At 62.7% G+C, this 18189-nt stretch carries 21 protein-coding genes; 16 read left to right on the top strand and 5 right to left on the bottom strand.

Translation table 11 applies throughout. The features are described from left to right. The first annotated feature begins 1 nt into the window (after position 1). The 8 genes from M1D44_RS18590 to M1D44_RS18555 all read left to right on the top strand — a co-directional run bounded on the left by M1D44_RS18590 (position 2) and on the right by M1D44_RS18555 (position 6193). The gene (locus tag M1D44_RS18590; RefSeq protein WP_316853589.1) at positions 2-1177 is read left to right on the top strand and encodes a class I SAM-dependent methyltransferase; all 1176 of its coding nucleotides are present in this window, start codon (positions 2-4) and stop codon (positions 1175-1177) included. Further along, complete coding sequence (locus M1D44_RS18585; RefSeq protein ID WP_024977613.1) at positions 1174-1689, top strand: GNAT family N-acetyltransferase; 516 nt, start codon at positions 1174-1176, stop codon at positions 1687-1689. Before M1D44_RS18590 ends, M1D44_RS18585 begins: the two co-directional genes overlap by 4 nt. Then, entirely contained in the window at positions 1686-2402 is a 717-nt protein-coding gene (locus M1D44_RS18580) for a WbqC family protein (protein WP_316853588.1), read from the top strand. The genes M1D44_RS18585 and M1D44_RS18580 overlap by 4 nt, the downstream gene beginning before the upstream one ends. Further along, positions 2395-3669, top strand: coding sequence for a glycosyltransferase family 2 protein (locus M1D44_RS18575; protein WP_024977611.1), 1275 nt, complete (start codon positions 2395-2397; stop codon positions 3667-3669). The genes M1D44_RS18580 and M1D44_RS18575 overlap by 8 nt, the downstream gene beginning before the upstream one ends. An 18-nt stretch (positions 3670-3687) precedes the next feature. Continuing rightward, a complete protein-coding gene (fliE, locus tag M1D44_RS18570) occupies positions 3688-4017 on the top strand; it encodes a flagellar hook-basal body complex protein FliE (RefSeq protein ID WP_316853587.1) in 330 nt (109 codons plus the stop codon). 156 nt (positions 4018-4173) lie between these two features. Then, complete coding sequence (locus M1D44_RS18565; RefSeq protein ID WP_024977609.1) at positions 4174-4596, top strand: organic hydroperoxide resistance protein; 423 nt, start codon at positions 4174-4176, stop codon at positions 4594-4596. 74 nt (positions 4597-4670) lie between these two features. Then, entirely contained in the window at positions 4671-5114 is a 444-nt protein-coding gene (locus M1D44_RS18560; RefSeq protein ID WP_024977608.1) for a MarR family winged helix-turn-helix transcriptional regulator, read from the top strand. After that, on the top strand, positions 5111-6193 hold the full coding sequence (locus tag M1D44_RS18555) for a glycosyltransferase family 2 protein (RefSeq protein ID WP_316853586.1): 1083 nt from the start codon (positions 5111-5113) through the stop codon (positions 6191-6193). The genes M1D44_RS18560 and M1D44_RS18555 overlap by 4 nt, the downstream gene beginning before the upstream one ends. Here M1D44_RS18555 and M1D44_RS18550 read toward each other — a convergent pair. The 4 genes from M1D44_RS18550 to M1D44_RS18535 all read right to left on the bottom strand — a co-directional run bounded on the left by M1D44_RS18550 (position 6187) and on the right by M1D44_RS18535 (position 10166). Beyond that, a complete protein-coding gene (locus M1D44_RS18550; RefSeq protein WP_024977606.1) occupies positions 6187-6543 on the bottom strand; it encodes a flagellar protein FliT in 357 nt (118 codons plus the stop codon). The genes M1D44_RS18555 and M1D44_RS18550 overlap by 7 nt on opposite strands. A 58-nt stretch (positions 6544-6601) precedes the next feature. Further along, positions 6602-7039: a flagellar export chaperone FliS gene (fliS, locus tag M1D44_RS18545; protein WP_024977605.1), complete on the bottom strand. Its 438-nt coding sequence runs from the start codon at positions 7037-7039 to the stop codon at positions 6602-6604. A 59-nt stretch (positions 7040-7098) separates the two neighbouring features. Continuing rightward, entirely contained in the window at positions 7099-9147 is a 2049-nt protein-coding gene (gene fliD, locus M1D44_RS18540; protein WP_316853585.1) for a flagellar filament capping protein FliD, read from the bottom strand. Between the two features lie 197 nt (positions 9148-9344). Continuing rightward, positions 9345-10166 (bottom strand): flagellin N-terminal helical domain-containing protein, encoded by an 822-nt coding sequence (locus M1D44_RS18535; protein WP_024977603.1) that lies wholly within the window; start codon positions 10164-10166, stop codon positions 9345-9347. Positions 10167-10577: 411 nt separating this feature from the next. Here M1D44_RS18535 and M1D44_RS18530 point away from each other — a divergent pair, with 411 nt between their 5' ends. Next, complete coding sequence (locus M1D44_RS18530; protein ID WP_024977602.1) at positions 10578-11213, top strand: LuxR C-terminal-related transcriptional regulator; 636 nt, start codon at positions 10578-10580, stop codon at positions 11211-11213. Between the two features lie 134 nt (positions 11214-11347). Here M1D44_RS18530 and M1D44_RS18525 read toward each other — a convergent pair whose 3' ends face one another. Then, a complete protein-coding gene (locus tag M1D44_RS18525; protein ID WP_316853687.1) occupies positions 11348-13084 on the bottom strand; it encodes a sensor domain-containing protein in 1737 nt (578 codons plus the stop codon). A gap of 514 nt (positions 13085-13598) precedes the next feature. On the opposite strand from M1D44_RS18525, the gene fliL reads away from it, so the two are divergent. The 7 genes from fliL (at position 13599) to fliR (ending at position 17901) form a co-directional block, all read left to right on the top strand. After that, the gene (fliL, locus tag M1D44_RS18520) at positions 13599-14096 is read left to right on the top strand and encodes a flagellar basal body-associated protein FliL (protein WP_024977600.1); all 498 of its coding nucleotides are present in this window, start codon (positions 13599-13601) and stop codon (positions 14094-14096) included. Position 14097: 1 nt separating this feature from the next. After that, positions 14098-15108, top strand: a complete 1011-nt coding sequence (gene fliM, locus M1D44_RS18515) for a flagellar motor switch protein FliM (protein ID WP_112187319.1) — start codon at positions 14098-14100, stop codon at positions 15106-15108. Continuing rightward, positions 15098-15550 (top strand): flagellar motor switch protein FliN, encoded by a 453-nt coding sequence (gene fliN / locus M1D44_RS18510; protein ID WP_112187316.1) that lies wholly within the window; start codon positions 15098-15100, stop codon positions 15548-15550. The genes fliM and fliN overlap by 11 nt, the downstream gene beginning before the upstream one ends. A gap of 68 nt (positions 15551-15618) precedes the next feature. Continuing rightward, positions 15619-16020, top strand: coding sequence for a flagellar biosynthetic protein FliO (fliO, locus tag M1D44_RS18505; protein ID WP_024977597.1), 402 nt, complete (start codon positions 15619-15621; stop codon positions 16018-16020). Then, complete coding sequence (gene fliP, locus M1D44_RS18500) at positions 16017-16766, top strand: flagellar type III secretion system pore protein FliP (RefSeq protein WP_024977596.1); 750 nt, start codon at positions 16017-16019, stop codon at positions 16764-16766. The genes fliO and fliP overlap by 4 nt, the downstream gene beginning before the upstream one ends. Before the next feature lie 19 nt (positions 16767-16785). Next, entirely contained in the window at positions 16786-17055 is a 270-nt protein-coding gene (fliQ, locus tag M1D44_RS18495; protein WP_004631435.1) for a flagellar biosynthesis protein FliQ, read from the top strand. 33 nt (positions 17056-17088) lie between these two features. Continuing rightward, on the top strand, positions 17089-17901 hold the full coding sequence (fliR, locus tag M1D44_RS18490) for a flagellar biosynthetic protein FliR (protein WP_316853584.1): 813 nt from the start codon (positions 17089-17091) through the stop codon (positions 17899-17901). Positions 17902-18189: the final 288 nt, after the last annotated feature.

Genomic DNA, 18189 nt, shown 5'->3' with positions numbered 1-18189 from the left:
CATGACCCAAGGTGCACTGCCCTGCAACGTCTGCCAGCAACCGCTGCCAGAACCGATTTACCGCGCAACGCCGCAAAGCTCGCTGTCTTCCCTGCGCCGCGCCATGGACGGCACGCTGGAGGTCTTCTGCTGTGCCGCATGCGGTCACATCCAGACCGTCGAGCTGTGTGACAACGGCAGCTTCTACGACACCGAGTACGACATCCTCGTCAACAGCGAGGAAGAAGACCAGATCTACGCCGTCGAGAACGGCCAGAAGATCTTCCGTGCCGATCACCAGGTCGCCACGCTCCAGCGCAAGGTGGTGCTGGCCGAAGGTGCGCGCGTGGTCGACTTCGGGTGCGCAAAGAGCGCGACCATGCGCCTGCTGAAGCAGCAGCGCCCGGATGTGGACGTCCACCTGTTCGACATCAGCGACCGCTACGTCGGCTTCTGGGAAAAATTCCTGCGCCCCGAGCAATGGGCCACCTACACGATCCCGTCGGCATGGCAGCGTTCGTTCGATGTCGTCACCTCGTTCTTCTCGCTGGAGCACATCCCCGACCTAGCGACTGCGCTGCGCAACATCCACGGCCTGCTGCGCGACGGCGGCCGCCTGTACGCCATCGTGCCGAACACGTTCACCAACTCGGTGGACTTTCTGGTGGCCGATCACGTCAACCACTTCACGCACACGTCGCTGCAGACGCTGCTGGCCAACCACGGGTTTGACCTACTCGAGGCCGATGCGCAAAGCCACCGTGGCGCATTCGTCGTGACCGCCGTGCGCCGTCCTGGCGACAACAAAGTCGCGCCGGCGCTCGATGCGCAAGCGTTGGCCGACACACAGAGCGCAGCCAACAAGCTTGCCCGCTTCTGGCAGCAAGCCTCCAGCCATCTGACGGATTTTGAAACGCAGCACGGCAACGCGCCCGCCGTGATCTATGGCGCCGGTTTCTATGGCGCCTACACCGCAAGCAACCTGCAACAGCCGCACGCCCTGCGCGCGTTTGTTGATCAGAACCCGTACCTGCAAGGGTCCTCCCTGGCGGGCAAGCCGGTTGTGGCGCTGGACAGCATTCCGGACGAGGTTGAGGTGGTGTACCTGGCCGTCAATCCAGTCATTGCCGATGAAGTGCGGCACACGGTGGAAGCCGCGTATCCGAATCGCTTCCGCTATTTCCGCTTCCAGCCATGATCGCGCGCGGCTCACTCGTCCTTCGGGAATGGCGCGAGAGCGACATCGCGCAACTGCTGCCGCTACGCAACGACGTTCCAACGCAGTTGCAGCTCATGACACGCCCACGGCCAAACTCGGCCGCGAGCGTGCGCGACTGGCTGATCGCGAAATCCAAGCAGAGCGACCTGGTGCTCTTTGTCATTGCCAGTCAGGCAGATGACAGCGTGCTGGGCTACCTGCAGTTGAACCACATCGATGCGGTGAACAGGCACGCGTCCCTCGGTATCTGCCTGGCGTCGTCCGCGCAAGGCAAGGGCCACGGGCGCGCTGCATGCGAAGCCGCATTTGCCTACGCCGCCGAAACGCTGTGCCTGCGCAAGATCACGCTGGAAGTGCTGGCCGAAAACACACGCGCCATCGCGCTGTACGAGAAGCTCGACTTCCGGACCATCGGCACGTTGGCCGGCCACTACCTGCAAGACAACCGCTGGCACGACGTTGTTCTCATGGAACGGATGCTGGCGTCATGAAGGTCGTGATCACACAACCGATGCTGTTCCCGTGGGTCGGCCTGCTTGAGCAGATCATGCTGGCCGACGTGCTCGTCAATTACGCCGACGTGCAGTTCTCCAAGGGCAGCTTCACCAACCGCGTACAGATCAAGGAGCCGGCCGGCACGCGCTGGATGACGGTGCCGCTGGAGAAGTTCCACCTCGGCGCGCGCATCGATGAAGTCAAACCCGCGACCAACGTTGACTGGCGCGCGCAGCATCTGCGCATGCTGGAGCAGACCTACGAGGCCGCGCCGCACGCAAGCGACATGCTGACGCTGGTGCGCTCCGTGTACGAAGCCGACTACCCCAACATGGGCGAGCTGGCACTGGCGTCCATGCGCGCGGTATGCCGCTACCTGGGTATCGAGCTGGACCGCAAGTTTGTCGATTCGCCTGAACTGGACATTCCCGGCCGCAATACGGACCGTGTGCTGGCCATCGTGCAGAAGCTGCAAGGCGATACCTACATCACCGGACACGGTGCCAAGAATTACCTGGCCCATGCCGAGTTCGAGCAGCACGGCATCGCCGTCGAATACATGAACTACGCCATGCGGCCGTATCCGCAACTGCATGGCGCGTTCACCCCGTTTGTCAGCAGCCTGGACCTGATTGCCAATCATGGCCCGGCCGGCAAGCAGTACATGTGCCCTCAGACCCTCAACTGGCGCGAGTTCATCCATGAGTGAGATCGAAGCAATCCAACCGGAAGCGCTGCAGGACGTTGCGCCCGTGAAGCACGACGCGGTCATCCAGCAGGTCGCGCTGAGCGTCTGCATCCCGACCTACAACCGTGCGCGCTATCTCGACAACCTGCTCGCAGAACTGGTCTCGCAGATCGGCGAACTGAAGTTCAGCTACGAACTGCTGATCGGCGACAACTGCTCGACCGATGCCACCGAAGAGGTCGTCGGCCGCTATCAGGACAAGCTGAACATCCGGTATTTCCGCCGCCCGTCCAACCTGGGCTCGGCAGAAAACCTGAACCAGCTCTATCGCAGCGCGCAGGGCAAGTACGTGCTCTACCACGCCGATGATGACCTGCCGATCCTGGCCGAGATCAACAACAACATCGACATCTTCGAGCGCAACCCGGGCGTGGATGTCATCTTTGCGCCGTGGTTCATTCACGACCTGCCGACGCGGCAGGATGTCACCGCGTTCTATCGGCAGGACGACAACTACCTGATCGAGCAGCACGACTACGCCAAGCTGCTGGCGCTGGTCTTGTCGCACCACCTGTTTCCGGAGATCTACCTGGCACGCCGCGAGGTGATGGACCGCATCTACTTCAGCGCGCCGGAACACGCGTTCTACGCCTTCGTGCACGCGGCAGAAATGCTCGGCTCCAGCGCGGTGTATTTCAGCAAGACGCCGTTCTACCGGTCGGTCTCACGCTACTTTGCCGACGAGACCCGCGCCCAGGCCGGCAACGAAGAAGTGAAGCATGCGTGGGACCGCTATCGCGGCGGTCTGGAATACCTGTTCGGCAAGTTCGCGCACACGCTGCCGGCAGCCGAGCGCCCGGAGTGGCTGAACGCCATCAACCAGTTCGTGCTGGCACGCATGAAGGTTGCGCTGCGCCTGCGCACGCATGAAGGCGGCAATTGGATCGACAACTATTACATCGCCAACCGCGTTCGCGCGCTGGGTGAAGTGTCCGATCTGCCCGCGCCGTATGACCTGTACCGCGTCAATGCTGCGTTCGAATACTTGACCAAGCTCGACCCGTTCAAGCCCGAGCCGCCCAAGTACGCCACCCTGCGCCGCGCACCGCTTCAGGTCTTCCACCACGCGCACGGCTTTGCCGAAACCGAGTTTCTGGTGCTCGACGACGATGCCGCCATTCCGCATCACACCATCGTCGTCACGCCGATCCCGATGGACATAGCGGTGCCGGCCGGCCGTGAAGTCCGCTTCGTGTCGGAGCTCGAAACGCTCGCCAAATTCCCCTGAGTCACTGATCGCGCCAACATGGACCTCTCCAACGCCAATTCCGTGGTCTCCCTGATGAACAGCGTGCTGGCACCGGCAAGCGCCGTCGGCGGCAGCACCGCCAGCGGCGATGCCGGCAAACCCAGTGTCGACTTCGGCTCCGTGTTCAAGTCGTCGCTGGACCGTGTCGACGCTTCGCAGCAGAAGGCCGAAGCCATTTCGCGCAGCTTTGAGATGGGCAACAACGACGTCGACCTGCACGATGTGATGCTCTCGCTGCAGAAGGCCAACATCGACATGCAGACTGCCGTGCAGGTGCGCAACAAGCTGGTCTCGGCGTACCAAAGCATCATGAGCATGTCGATCTGAGATCACGCTCTTCCGCCCTTTTCCACGTTCCGGAAAAGGGTTTCTGGTTGTCCTTGCTATTTATATTGTGTGCAATATAATTGCGTCATCGATTTTAGGATCGATCTCCCGGCCGACATGTCGCCGACCGGGCTTCCCAAATAAGAGGACCCGACCATGAAGACGCTCTACCAGACCCAAGTCACCGCTGAAGGCGGCCGTGCCGGCCATGTTCGCAGCGCCGATGGCACGCTGGATCTGCCCCTGTCGCTGCCGCGCGAACTCGGCGGTGCAGGTGGTGCCGCCACGAACCCCGAGCAGCTCTTTGCCGCCGGTTATGCCGCCTGCTTTGAAAACGCTGTGCTGCATGTTGCACGTGGCAAGCAGATCAAGCTGGCATCAACCTCGGTGACCGCCACGGTGGGCATCGGCCCGCGCGAGGATGGCGGGTTTGCGTTGACAGTGTCGCTGAATGCCACCCTGGGCGGCGTGGATCAGGCGACGGCGGAGGCGCTTGTGACCGCCGCACACGGTGTATGCCCCTATTCGCATGCCGTCCGTGGCAATATTGACGTCCAATTGAACACGGTCACGCGCTGAGCCTTGCTTAGCCCTTTTCGGGCCGATGCGGCATTCGCCGCTCGGGCGCCAGACCGTCCCCCCGGGAGTTTTCCGTGAACGACGTGCTGGCGCTCGATCAGCAGCTTTGCTTTCCTTTGTATGCCGCCGGCCATCTGCTGACGCGCCTCTACCGCCCGCTGCTGGATGAACTGGGCCTGACCTATCCGCAATACCTCGTGATGCTGGCGTGCTGGCAGCAGGCGCCGTGCGCCGTGGGTGACCTCGGCCGCACGCTGTACCTCGATACGGGCACGCTGACGCCGCTGCTCAAGCGTCTGGAAGAACAGGGCCTCGTCACCCGCACGCGCGATCCCGATGACCAGCGCCGCGTCGTCATCGAGCTGACCGATGCCGGCCGCGCGCTACGCGAGCGCGCTGCCAAGGTGCCCGAAGCCCTTGCCTGCAAGATTCCGCTGGAACTTGATGAAATTGGCGCCACGCGCAACGTGCTGCGCAAGCTGCTCGACGCCCTCGCCACGGCGGATGACCGCGAATGAGCGCCCCGTCCGCTTCCGCCGATGTGGCGTTGGTCGTCATCGCCCGCAATGAAGCCGCCAGCATTGCGCGCTGCCTGCTCAGCGCGAAGCCGTTTGTCGATCGCATGGTGGTGCTGGATACAGGCTCCACGGACGACACCGTGGTCATTGCCCAGTCGTGCGGCGCGCTCGTCAGCCACATGGCCTGGACAAACGATTTTTCAGCTGCGCGCAACACCGCACTGCAGGCAGCCAACGCCGACTGGAACCTGATCCTCGACGCTGACGAATGGCTGGAAAGCGGCGGTGAACATCTGCGCACGCTCAGCGGTGCGGAGCCGGCTGTCGGCGTGGTATGCGTCAAGAACGATACCGACGACGCCGAAGCTGCCAGCCAGCTGATTGCGTGGATCCCGCGAGTGCTGCCCCGTGGCGTGCACTACACGGGGCGCATTCACGAGCAGCCGGTATCGTCATTGCCTGCGGCGCGCGTGCCCATCGTGATCCGCCACGACGGCTATACCGCGGCCAAGATGCAAAAGAAAGGCGAGCGCAACACGCAACTGCTGCTCGATGAACTCGCGCATCGGCCGGACGACCCGTATGTGCTGTATCAGCTCGGCAAGGAAACCGAGCTGCATCACGAAGACTACGCAAAGGCCGTGAATTACTACGCGCGCGCCTTCAGCCTGGCGCCGCCTGATGCGCCGTACCGCCGCAACCTGACGCTGCGCTATGTGTACAGCCTGGGCAAGGCCGATCGCGTTGAAGAAGCGCTCGCGCAAGGCGATGTCGCCATCCAGACGTGGCCAGATTTTCCGGACCTTTGCTTTGCACTGGGATTGGTCTTGCTGGATGCGGCGGCCAAACACCCTGATGAGGCGGCCGCCCGGTGGCTACCGCTGGCAGAACAGGTCTTCAACCGCTGCCTTGAGATCGGCGATCAGCCGGAGATGGACGGCAGCGTCGTCGGGCGGGGCAGCTTCCTCGCTGCCCAGCAACTGGCGATCGTGTACCAGATGCAGAGTCACGCGCTCGCACGCAAGTCCGAGCACTATCTGACGCTGTCAAAACAACTGCAAGACGCTTCGCCTCAATAACGCGCCATGCTGCCGTAAGCGTTGCTTGCGGTGGTGGCACGGCGTGCCGTGTCGATGCGCTTTTGCAGGCGGTCCAGGCGCGGATACACCATGGCGCGCACGCGGGCGTCATCTTCCAGAATGCGTACCAGCAGCGCGCGCTTGCGCTCCACGTCCGCACGCGAGAGCTGCGGATGCGGCTCGGAACGGCGCAGTGCATCCACATAGGTGGCGCTCTCGCGTTCAAGCGTGCTGACGACGTCCCAGTTACCCACTTCGGCCGCGCTGACCATTTCGGCGGTCAGGCGTGCGATGGCTTCGTAGCAGGTGAACAGACTTTCGCTGTCCTTGATCGGGATGTTGCGGTGCATATTGGCTCCAGTTGGGCCGAATTCAGTCAAAGGTCGCTTTACTGCCAACGTCCGGCAATCAGCTCACAACGCTCAGGTGGCTGTTCGCCACGGCGGCGCCAGGCTGGCCCATCTGGCCAATGGCGAGCCACGCATCCTGCAGCGGGACGAGCAAGGCGTCCACTTCAGCGAGGATCGTCAGATCGTTGTTGCCGTTGGCCAGCAGCAAGCGGCGCAGCATGTAGTCGTACAGATTGTTCAGTTGCACGGCGATGTCGCCGCCGCGCTGGTGATCGAGGCTGGCCTGCAGGCCCTGGCCGATGATCGAGATGGCCTTGTCGAACGCCCGCACCTTGGCCAGCACATCACCGCGCTGGATGGCGGCGCCGGCCAGGTTGATGGCGGCGCGCGCGCCTTCAAACAGCATGGCGATCAGGCGGTGCGGATTGGCGTCTACCACGGACGTCTCGATGCCGACTTGCGCATAGGCACCGATGGCACGGCGTGCAGCGTACATGGAAAAGGTCCTCGCTGTAGTCTGTTTGTTTTGGGTTGTGCTCTAAACCTGAACCTGGCTTAGTTGCTGCTCGAGGTCTGCTTCGTGATGGCCGCGAGCTGCGTCGTCAGGTAATTGCTTGTGTTCGTCATGCTCGCCACCGCTGCCGACAACGCGTTGAACTGCGTGTAGTACAGCGCCTGCTTGTTATCCAGCCGCGTCTGCATGGCGGTGATCTGGCTGGCAAGCGAGGTGAGCGAACTGTTGATCGAGTCCGTCTCGTTCTGCACCATGCCGCTGGACGACAGCAGGTTGGTCATCACCGTGTTGAGCTGGGCAGCGTAACCGCGCTGCACCGTGACCGTGCCACGGGCGCCCAGCGGGCCGCCGGCCACCTGCACGGTCAAGCCGTCGGTGGCGGAACCGCTGATGCCATAGAGGTTCTGTCCCGAACCGGTTGCAGCAACGCCGTTGATCGTGCCTTGCACATCCACACCGTTGGTGGCCGTTGGGCTCGCGCCGAAGAGCGATGAAGCGCCATTGCCCGACACCGATACCGCCGACACCGAGCCGAACTGGCTATCGGTTACGCTCAGCACGCCGCCGGCATTGGCCGACACCGAAGCGTTAACCTTCGCGTTCTGCAGCGTCGTCGATGCGTTGATCTGGCTTTGGATCTGCGCAGCCAGCGTCGCCGCGGTGTAACTGCCGGCCGCCAACGTCACGTTGATGGACATGCCGCTGATGTTGAACGCGAGCGTGTCGTTCACACCCGCCGTGATGGTCGTGCTGGCGGCGGCCGAACCCGTGAGCGTGCCCTGCGTGGCCAACCGCGTCACGTTGAGAGCGTAGCTGCCGGCCTGCGTGGAATCCGAGAACGTCGGCACGCTGACCAGTGAATCGGTGGCCGTGCCGGTACCGGCAAACAGACCGGCTACCTGGCTGGGCGACTTTGCAACGGCAGCCGACAGCTTGGTGTTGTCAACCGACAGCGTGCCGTCGGAATTCATCGTCACGCCCACGCTGCCCAGCGACTGGTAATTGCCGTTGCCAACCGCTTGGCCGAGCACGTCGGTAATCTGGTTGATGAGCGTCTTGGTGCTCACATCGCCCGCCAGCGGCCCATTGTTGGCGCTGTTGGCGGTGTCGATGTTGGTGAGCGAATTCAGTTGCGTGCGCAACGCGTTGTAGCCGTTCACAAAGTTGGTGACGGCGGTGGTGGTGGCGGTCGGGTCGTTGGCTACCGTCACGTTGGTGCTGCCCGTCTTGGACAGCGTGAACGATGTGCCGTCCACCACGTTCGACAACGTGTTGGTCGGGCTCTGCACGGCAATGCCGTTGATGGTGGCGAGGGCGTTCTGGCCCGTGGTCACCTCGGTCATGTTCTGCGTGCCTGCCGGGTCTTGCGAGAGCAGCGATTGCAGCGTCGAGTCGCCCGACACCGAAATCTTCATCTCCGAGCTGGAGCCGCCCGCGGTCGACGTCAGCACCAGACGGTACGGGCTGCCGCTGCCGTCGTTCACGATGCTGGCCGACACACCCACGTTGGCCGAGTTGATCGCATCACGGATACCCGCGAGCGTGTTGTTGGACGAATCGATCGTGATCGAGCCACCCGCCAGGTTGCCGTTCTGCGTGAACGTCGAACCGGTGTACTTGCCGCCCGAGAACGAGCCGCCCGACACCGAGCCGAACGAGAACGAAATCGTGGTCGAGGTGCCGCTGCCGATGGCCGTCGTAGTGGACGTCTGCCCCTGCGCCGCCAGAACCTGCGATTGCGCAAGCTGCGTGACATTGACCGCGTAGGAACCTGCAGGCGCCGAGCCCGTCACCGACGCACTCAGCATCGAGGTGTCGTAGCCGCCGGCCTTCATCGCGCTGTAGTTCGACGCGTTGGTCAGGTTCGATAGCGCGGTCTGGAAGGTCGACAGCGCACTCTTGAGCGAGCCCACGGCCGACAGCTGCGTCTGGTACGAGCTTTGCTGCGTCTGCAGTTGCGTCAGCGGCTGGCTCTCCACCTTCATGAGGCTGGTCACCAGCGAATTGACGTCGATGCTCGTCCCGATGCCGGGAATGGAGATCGGCGGAACGTAATTGCTGGTTGAGGAGGTGGTAGTGGTAGTCGCCATGATCGGGTCCGATAAGCATCTGCGCCGGCGGAAGTCTCTCTACACAACGGCACGGGTTGCAGCTTCTTTAGGGCAGGTTATGCAGGCGCCACCCACGAAAAAGGGGGGTATCCGACAAAAGAAAAAAGGCCGACGCCCCGAGGAACGCCGGCCCTTGACCCAATCGCGAAGCGGCTGGGCTGCATCCAACTTACTGATTAACCCTTCAGCAGGCTCAGGATGCTGTTCGGCGCCGAGTTGGCTTGCGCCAGCATCGCCGTACCCGCTTGCTGCAGGATGTTCTGGCGAGTCATGTTCGACGTTTCCGACGCGTAGTCCGTATCGACCATGGCCGACTTGGCAGCCGACAGGGCGGTGTTCGACGAGGTCAGCGTGTTGATGGTCGAGCTCAGACCGCTTTGCTGTGCACCGAGGCTGGCGCGGGCCGACTTCAGGCTGGCCAGATCGGTATCGATGGCCGCCTGAGCTGCCGTTGCGTTGGCAGTCGAGGTCACGCTCGTGCTCGACAGCGTGCCGAAGCTCGCCAGGTTGGCGTTGGTCACGGTAGCGACGTCGGTCGATGCGCTTTGGCCGTACTGGAACGTGGTCGAGGTCACCGAACCATCGAACAGCTTGGCGCCGTTGTAGTTGGCGTTCGTCTCGATGTTCTTGTTGGCCGTGGCCAGCTGTTGGTATTCCTTGTCCAGGTTGGCCTGGTCGGTGGTCGACAGACCGCCGTTGTTGGCTTCCACAGCCAGTTGGCGCATACGTTGCAGGTTGTTTTCAACCTGGCCCAGGTACGAGTCAGCCGTTTGCAGGTACGACTGTGCGTTGTTGGCGTTCTGGATACCTTGGGTTTGCGAGTTCAGCGTGGTCGTCAGGCTGGAAGCCACAGCATATGCAGCGGCATCGTCCTTCGCGCTGTTCACGCGCAGGCCGGTCGACAGACGTTGCAGCGACGTTTGCAGAGCGGACTGCGATTGCGACAGAGCTTGCTGCGTTTGCAGGGACGAGATGTTGGTATTGAGGCTGAGGGACATGACGGCTCCTAAGTTTCCCGATGGTTTGTTGCCCGTGTTTGCTAATTCCGGCTAGGCCGGGCAACGTGACCTGCAACTTGAAGGGGATCAGGTCTGCGTTGTACTCAGGTTATCGGTGGCCTCTGAGGAAAGTTTAGGGTCGCCTTGACAAATTTGTGCGTCGGCGGCGGTTTGGGCTTGCGGGCGCCTGACTTTCGACACCCCCTCCAAAAGAGGCGGCAAGCCTGCTTCTTGGCCTGCAGACCCTCGGCTATACTCGTTCGACCAGTTCATAGGCGCCAGCATCCCTCTATATATAGAGCGCCACACAGTGCACAGATGGGGAGTTGCAAGCCCGCCAGTTCGGCCGGAAGGCCTGCGGGCGGAAAGAAGAGCTCGATGCGAGCCCGCGTTTGACCCGCAACACCCACCATGCTCAATGTCCTGATCGTCGAACCGCACGATATTGCCCGTGTCGGCCTGCGCCAGATCCTCAAGGATTCGCGCCTGGCCCGGCAGATCGAGGCCGTGCCGGACCTGCGCGATGCCAATAACGACCTGCTCGCGCAGCGCGAGTGGGACGTCATGCTCTTCTCGGTGGAATCGGCCACCGGAGACGAATTCCAGACCATCAAGACCGTGCGCCAGCAGCATGCCCGCCTGGCCGTGCTGGCACTGGGCCGCCATCCTGAAGCTCTGCTTGCCGTACGGGCACTCAAGGCGGGCGCCGCCGGCTATCTGCCGATGGACGCCAGCCAGCCGCAGTTGCTGGCCGCCGTCAACGCCATCTCCAAGGGCAAGAAATACCTGCCTTCGGACCTCGTGGAGGTACTTGCCGACAACCTGAATGTCGACTGGGACAAGCCCCGCCACGACATTCTTTCCGACCGCGAATTCCAGACGCTGCGCATGCTCGGCTCCGGCCGCACGTTGGGCGAGATTGCCGAGGCACTGCAGATCAGCGTCAAGACGGTCAGCGTGTATCGGGGGCGCGTGCTCTCGAAGATGAAGCTGCGCAACAACGCCGAGCTGACCATGTACGTGGTCAGCAACGGCCTGCAACTCTAGGGTGTCCCGTAAAGCTACTGCGCGGCCCGATCTTGGCGGTGCGATGCTCGCCGTACACATGTACGGCTGCGCTTCTCCCACCAACCTCAGGCCGCTCGCTACGCTTTCCGGGACACCCTGAATAGACTCAAGACTTATAGAAACCGGGGGACACGCTCGCCGTAGCGGCGCGCGTTCTCGCGTACGAGGTCCTGTACCGCAGCCGGCTCCAGCGGCCGCGTGAGCAGATAGCCCTGAAACTCGTCGCAGCCGACTTCGCGCAGAAATTCGAGTTGCCCGGTGGTCTCCACGCCTTCGGCCACGGTCTTCATGCCCATGGCCTGCGCCATCATGATGATGGCCCGCGTGATGGCCGCGCGCTCTGCCACGTGCGGCAGGTCTTGCACGAACGAACGGTCGATCTTCAACGTATCGATCGGGAAGCGGTGCAGATACGACAGCGATGAATAACCAGTACCGAAATCGTCCAGCGCCAGCGATACGCCCATCGCGCGCAGCTCGGTCAGCAACGCATGCAATGACGGATCGTCGCGAATCAGAATGCCTTCGGTCATCTCCAGTTCCACCGCATTGCCGGGCAAGCCACTGGTCGATAGCGCGCCACGCACCATCCCGCTCAACTGCCCAGAGCTGAATGCCTGGCCCGAGAGGTTGATCGACATGCGCAAGTCCGGCAGCCCGATGCGGCGCCAGCGTGCAAGCTGGTCGCAAGCAGCGCGCAGAATCCAGCGGTCGATCTCGACGATCAGGCCGGTTTCTTCGGCGTCCTGAATGAACTGGCCGGGCATCATGTGGCCGAAATCGGCCGAATTCCAGCGGATGAGCGCTTCCACGCCGACGATACGGCCGCTCTTGACGTCCACACGCGGCTGGTAGTCGGCGTAGAACTCGTTGCGGTCGCTCGCGCGGCGCAAGCCCGATTCAATGCGGAAGCGGCGCGAGACGCGGTCGTCCAGGTCGCTCGTAAAGGTCTGGAAATTGTTGCGGCCGCGCTCTTTTGCCAGGTACATGGCGGCGTCGGCCTTGCGCAGCAGCGTGTTCGGGTCGTCGCCGTCGTGCGGCGCCACGGCAATCCCGATCGACACGCCCAGATACAGCTCCTGCCCCTCAATATGGAACGGCGCGCTGATGGCCGAGAGAATGCGCTCGGCCACGCGCCGCGTGCCCAGCCCGTCGAGCGCTTCGAGCATGACGACAAATTCATCGCCGCCCAGGCGGGCCACGGTGTCGGCTTCGCGCGCACAAGCCTGCAGGCGGGCCGCCACTTCGCGCAACAGCATGTCGCCAAACTGGTGGCCCAGCGTGTCGTTGACGTTCTTGAAACGATCCAGGTCGAGGAACATGACCGAGACGCGCGAGCGGTTGCGGCGCGCGATCGCCAGCGCGTGCTCCAGACGGTCTTCCAGCGCGGAGCGGTTCAGCAGACCCGTCAGCGTATCGTGCGTGGCCAGATGCCGGATGCGCTGCTGGGCTTCGCGGATCTGCGTGATGTCGACCAGCGACACCAGCACCGAATATGGCCTCGCACCGGCTTCCGATGCCCGCGGCGAGGCCGTCATCGAATGACCGCCATCGGCATACAGCGGCGTCCAGTTGCTGGAAACCCACACCGTGCGGCCATCCACGCAGTGCATCCCGAAAATCTGGTTCAACTGCGGCTGCCCTTCGGCGATCACATCCTGATCAGGCCAGTCGGCCTCGTGGATAGACGCATCGAATTCATCCACCGCGGCGTTGACGACCGTGGGCAGCAAGCGCCCCACCAGCGCTTCCACCGGCAAACCCAGCAGCCGTGCGGCACTCGGATTGGCGTAGGTGACGCGGCGGTCTGTTCCGCACACCAGGATGCCCTCCGTCAGCGCGTTGACCATCGACAGCAGGTCCAGCTTCGGGCAGAAGCCCGGCGGCTCGCCGCGCGCAGGACAGTCGGCCGGCAAGCCCTCGGCATCGACGAGCGCAAGGTCAATACGGGTGGAAAAGGGCAAGGAATTCAAGGCGGCTTCCGGCAAGGCAACGCAGGTATGCAAGGCCGGACCGTGCCGGCGCATTCCTTCATTACAACGGCAAGTGCGGGCAAATCTTTCGGGCAACGTCACTTTTGCGGCGGAGCCGGCGAGCGACGCGACGGGTAAAGCGCCCGGCGCAACGTAATCGGCACACAAAAGTGCCTCGATAATCACTTTCAGCGCTCATACCGTCCCACCCTTCACATCGCAAACGCCCGAGATAAGCGGGATTGACCACGTTTCTTGCTGGAATGAGCTGGACAGAGGTGGGGAAGAATGCCATCCGAGAACCCGACTCTGTGCTTTGCGTTGTTTTACGGTGTCTTGCGCGACGCGAGCCGGGAAAGCCCACCCCCCCCCTAGTCCCCGAGTGATCCCCATGGCCGAAGCCGCTGCCGCCACTACCGCCCCCGCCCCAGCAAAGGGCGGCTCCACCAAGCTGCTGCTGATCATCCTGATCGTGCTCCTGCTCGCCGGCATGGGCGGCGGCGCTGCCTGGTTCTTCCTCGGAGGCGGCAATCACGCCGCATCCGGCCCCGCAGCACCACCCAAGCCCAAAGAGCCGGTGTTCGTGGCCATGGAAACCCTGACCGTCAATCTGCAGCCTGAAGAAGGCAACGACCGTTACCTGCAGATCGGCATTACGTTCAAGAGCTTCGACAAGCATGCCGAAGAAGAGATCAAGACCTATACGCCCGAGTTGCGCAGCAAGGTCCTGATGCTGCTGGCCAGCAAGACGCCCACCGAGCTGTATCCGGCGGAGGGCAAGGTCAAGCTGTCCAAGGAAATCGTTGAACTGTGCGAACACGTCTTCAAGGCTGTCGGCAAGGAATCGCCGGTCGCTGATGTCTTGTTCACCAACTTTGTGATCCAGTGACATGCTCAAGGAAGAGTTTCTTTCCCAGGAGGAAATCGACGCGCTCCTGAAGGGCGTGTCCGATGACGCGGACGACGACCCTGTCGAAGCCGCCGACCCCTCAGGCATACGCTCGTACAACCTGGGCTCGCAGGAGCGCATCGTCCGTGGGCGCATGCCCACGCTGGAAATCATCAACGAGCGGTTCGCACGCAACTGGCGCATCGGGCTGTTCAACTTCATGCGGCGCAACGCGGAAATCTCCGTCGGGCCGGTGAAGGTGCAGAAGTACAGCGAGTTCATCCGCAACCTGGTGGTGCCGACCTCGCTCAACCTTGTGCACGTCAAGCCGCTGCGCGGCACGGCGTTGTTCGTGTTCGACCCCAACCTCATCTTCCTGGTGGTCGACAACCTGTTCGGTGGTGACGGGCGCTTCCACATGCGCGTGGAAGGCCGCGACTTTACCGACGTGGAGCAGCGCATCATCCAGCGCATGCTGCAGCTTGTGTTCGAGCACTACGCCAAGGCGTGGCAGCCGGTCTACCCGATCGATTTTGAATTCCTGCGCATGGAAATGCACACCGAGTTCGCCAACGTGGCCACGCCCAATGAAGTGGTGATCACCACCAGCTTCAGCATCGAGCTGGGCAGCAACGGCGGCGACGTGCACATCTGCATGCCGTACACCATGATCGAGCCGATCCGCGACCGGCTCACCTCCGCCATCCAGGGTGAAGCGCTGGAAGTGGACAAGCGCTGGCTGCGGCTGCTGTCGCAACAGGTGCAGACCGCCGAGGTGGAGCTGATTGCCGACCTCGCTACGGCCAAGGTGCAGGTGTCCGACATCCTGAACATGAAGGTGGGCGACGTCATTCCGCTGGAGCTGGATGACTGCGTGACCGCCAAGGTAGACGGCGTGCCCGTCATGGAATGCAACTACGGCACGTTCAACGGCCAATACGCGCTGCGGGTCAACCGCATGCTGAATATGAGCGGCAGCGAGTCTGCCACGGAGTCTGACGATGACAACTGAACCGACCATGAACCCCGAAGCCAACGCCGACGACATCGATGTCGAGATGACGATGGAAGAGGCCATGGCCCTGGAAGCCGCGCAGCGTGCTGCGGCCAACCCGCCGGCTCCCGCGCCCGCCGCCGAATCCAGCACGGTGTTCAAGCCCCTGACGGCCGACGGCCTGGGCGGCGCCCAACGCCAAGACATCGACATGATCCTGGACATCCCCGTGCAGTTGACGGTGGAGCTGGGTCGCACCAAGGTGCCCATCAAGAACCTGCTGCAACTCGCGCAAGGTTCGGTGGTGGAACTCGACGCACTGGCCGGTGAGCCGATGGATGTACTTGTCAACGGCTACCTGATCGCCCAAGGTGAAGTGGTGGTGGTCAACGAGAAGTTCGGTATCCGCCTCACCGACATCATTACGCCGTCGGAACGTATCCGTAAGTTGAACCGATAAGCCACACAAGTGCGCCGTCAATCGGCACCCTGACAGCAACCAGTGCTCCCCCCGGGCAAGGTGTTGAAATGAACCATGCAGTGGATTGGGCCCGCACCCTAGGCGGGCTGTTTGTAGTGTTGGCGATGATCGTGGCGGCCGGCTGGCTGCTGCGCCGTCTGCAGCAGCGCGCGGGCATGGGCCCCGCAGGTTTAGGCCGGCGCCGCAGCCAGGTGATCACCGTGGTTGCACAGCAGATGCTGGGCGCCCGCGAGAAGGTCGTCGTCGTCGATGTGGAAGGCACGTGGCTCGTGTTGGGCGTGACTCAGCAGCACGTGCAGACGCTCCACACGCTGCCGCGCCCCGCAGAAGCTGCTTCCGCGCCGGACGACCAATCCGGAGACGGCTCTTCCAACTCCGGCAAGCCGCCCCGCTTTGCCGACGCGCTGTCCATCCAGCTCAAACGTCATCTGACGGGGAAGTCGGAATGAACGCGGGCACATTCTTCCGTTGCCTGATCGCAATGGCACTGCTGGGCGCCGCGCCCGCCGTGTTCGCACAGGCGCAACCCGGCCTGCCGCTGCTCACGGGCACCGCCGGGGGCCAAAGCTATTCGCTGCCCGTCCAGACGCTGGTCTTCCTGACCTCGCTCGGGTTTCTGCCGGCGATCATCCTGATGATGAGCAGCTTCACGCGCATCATCATCGTGCTGTCATTGCTGCGCCATGCGCTGGGCACGCAAACCACGCCGCCCAACCAGGTGCTGATCGGGCTGGCGCTGTTCCTCACGTTCTTCGTCATGTCGCCGGTGCTCGACAAGGTCTACACCGACGCCTACGTGCCGCTGCGTGACAACAAGATCACCGTCGAACAGGCCATGGACACGGCAGCCACGCCGCTGCGCCAGTTCATGCTCAAGCAGACGCGCGAGCCGGACCTCGCCCTGTTCGTCAAGATGGGCAACATGCCGGCCATTGCCTCGCCCGAGCAAACGCCCATGCGCGCGCTCATCCCCGCCTTCGTCACAAGCGAGCTGAAGAGCGCATTCCAGATCGGGTTTGCCATCTTCATCCCGTTCCTGGTGATCGACATCGTGGTGGCGGCGGTGCTGATGTCGATGGGGATGATGATGGTCACGCCGTCGATCTTCTCGCTGCCGTTCAAGATCATGCTGTTCGTGCTGGTGGATGGCTGGCACCTGCTGCTGGGCTCGCTGGCGCAGAGCTTCGTGCAATAAGCGTCAAGAGGAAACCGACATGACACCCGAGTACGTTCTGGATATGGCCCGCCAGGCCATGCAGGTCGCCATGATGGTGGGCGCGCCGATGTTGCTGGTGTCGCTCGTCGTCGGCCTGCTGGTGGCAGTATTCCAGGCCGCCACGCAGCTCAACGAGCAGACGCTGTCGTTCATCCCCAAGCTGCTGGCCGTCGCGGCCACGATGGTGCTGGCCGGCCCGTGGATCGTCGCCGTAATCGTCGACTACACGCGCGGCGTGCTGACCAATATCCCCAACTACGTGAATTGACGACACCGAGCTGACGCAGCCGCCAAATCAACGATGATCCAATTCACCGCCACGCAGCTCAACGGCTGGATCGCCATGTACTGGTGGCCGCTGGTGCGCGTGCTGGCGTTCATCGCCATTGCGCCCCCGTTTGCCAATACCGAGATCCCGACGTCGATCAAGGTGGCATTTGGCGTGGTCATCACGGTGGCGCTGGCGCCCATGCTGCCGGTGCCCGCAGGCGTGTCGGTGGGCTCATACGAAGGGCTGTGGATCACGCTGGTGCAGGTGTTGATCGGGCTGGCGCTGGGCTTTTGCGTGCAGCTCGTGTTCTCGGCCGTCAGTGGTGCCGGCGAAGTGATGTCGGTGCAGATAGGCCTGGGTTTCGCCTCGCTGCTCGACCCGACGCAAACCGAGAGCAGCATGCTCCTCGGCCGCTTCCTCAGCCTCACGGCCGTTACCGCGTTCATTGCAGGTGACGGCCATCTCGTGCTGCTGCACGCGTTGTTCGACAGCTTCACCGCCCTGCCCGTCTCGGCAGCGCCGCTGGGCAACGCGGGTTGGCAGACGCTGGCCGGCGGCGGCACGATCGTGTTTGCGCTAGCCCTGCGCATCGCCCTGCCCATCATCGCGATCATGATGATCGTCAACCTCGGCTTTGCCGTGCTCTCGCGCACGGCGCAGGCGCTCAACCCGTTTGCCGTGGGCATCGCCGCCACGCTCGTGGTGGGGCTGATGCTGGTCATGGTGATGATGACGTCGTTGGCGCCGGTGGTGGAGCGGTCTGTGATGGATGCACTGGACCTGGGTGGGCGGGCGTTCAGCCAGTTCAGTACACCCCCGTCATCGGGCCAACCTCGCCCATAATCCGAACAAATTAAAACGGCGGTTTCAATACCCCTCTACATGGGGGAATCCATTCAAGCGCCATCACTTCAATAACCGCGCGAACGACGCCGTCCTGTTTTGTCACATTCCTCGCGCATTCTCGCCAGCGTCGCGCATGTGACACGAAGTCAAGCAAGCGGTTGTTTTCCTAGGGGACTTTTCAGTATGATTCGGCCCCAGGGTTGGGGAATAGCAAGCGCTTTGAAAGACAAAATCGGCTGAGAATAACGGCCCGCGCATTCACCCAGATCAATCGAAAACAATGAG

Source organism: Ralstonia sp. SA306, assembly GCF_054792405.1.
Note: the sequence above shows the minus strand (reverse complement) of the source record. Positions and strands in the feature narration are given on the sequence as shown.

Excerpts from the sequence above, each read along its gene's own strand:
- M1D44_RS18590 (WP_316853589.1), top strand. The coding sequence starts at position 2 with ATGACCCAAGGTGCACTGCCCTGCAACGTCTGCCAGCAACCGCTGCCA.
- M1D44_RS18585 (WP_024977613.1), top strand. The coding sequence starts at position 1,174 with ATGATCGCGCGCGGCTCACTCGTCCTTCGGGAATGGCGCGAGAGCGAC.
- M1D44_RS18580 (WP_316853588.1), top strand. The coding sequence starts at position 1,686 with ATGAAGGTCGTGATCACACAACCGATGCTGTTCCCGTGGGTCGGCCTG.
- M1D44_RS18575 (WP_024977611.1), top strand. The coding sequence starts at position 2,395 with ATGAGTGAGATCGAAGCAATCCAACCGGAAGCGCTGCAGGACGTTGCG.
- fliE (WP_316853587.1), top strand. The coding sequence starts at position 3,688 with ATGGACCTCTCCAACGCCAATTCCGTGGTCTCCCTGATGAACAGCGTG.
- M1D44_RS18565 (WP_024977609.1), top strand. The coding sequence starts at position 4,174 with ATGAAGACGCTCTACCAGACCCAAGTCACCGCTGAAGGCGGCCGTGCC.
- M1D44_RS18555 (WP_316853586.1), top strand. The coding sequence starts at position 5,111 with ATGAGCGCCCCGTCCGCTTCCGCCGATGTGGCGTTGGTCGTCATCGCC.
- M1D44_RS18550 (WP_024977606.1), bottom strand. The coding sequence starts at position 6,543 with ATGCACCGCAACATCCCGATCAAGGACAGCGAAAGTCTGTTCACCTGC.
- fliS (WP_024977605.1), bottom strand. The coding sequence starts at position 7,039 with ATGTACGCTGCACGCCGTGCCATCGGTGCCTATGCGCAAGTCGGCATC.
- fliD (WP_316853585.1), bottom strand. The coding sequence starts at position 9,147 with ATGGCGACTACCACTACCACCTCCTCAACCAGCAATTACGTTCCGCCG.
- M1D44_RS18535 (WP_024977603.1), bottom strand. The coding sequence starts at position 10,166 with ATGTCCCTCAGCCTCAATACCAACATCTCGTCCCTGCAAACGCAGCAA.
- M1D44_RS18530 (WP_024977602.1), top strand. The coding sequence starts at position 10,578 with ATGCTCAATGTCCTGATCGTCGAACCGCACGATATTGCCCGTGTCGGC.
- M1D44_RS18525 (WP_316853687.1), bottom strand. The coding sequence starts at position 13,084 with ATGGTCAACGCGCTGACGGAGGGCATCCTGGTGTGCGGAACAGACCGC.
- fliL (WP_024977600.1), top strand. The coding sequence starts at position 13,599 with ATGGCCGAAGCCGCTGCCGCCACTACCGCCCCCGCCCCAGCAAAGGGC.
- fliM (WP_112187319.1), top strand. The coding sequence starts at position 14,098 with ATGCTCAAGGAAGAGTTTCTTTCCCAGGAGGAAATCGACGCGCTCCTG.
- fliN (WP_112187316.1), top strand. The coding sequence starts at position 15,098 with ATGACAACTGAACCGACCATGAACCCCGAAGCCAACGCCGACGACATC.
- fliO (WP_024977597.1), top strand. The coding sequence starts at position 15,619 with ATGAACCATGCAGTGGATTGGGCCCGCACCCTAGGCGGGCTGTTTGTA.
- fliP (WP_024977596.1), top strand. The coding sequence starts at position 16,017 with ATGAACGCGGGCACATTCTTCCGTTGCCTGATCGCAATGGCACTGCTG.
- fliQ (WP_004631435.1), top strand. The coding sequence starts at position 16,786 with ATGACACCCGAGTACGTTCTGGATATGGCCCGCCAGGCCATGCAGGTC.
- fliR (WP_316853584.1), top strand. The coding sequence starts at position 17,089 with ATGATCCAATTCACCGCCACGCAGCTCAACGGCTGGATCGCCATGTAC.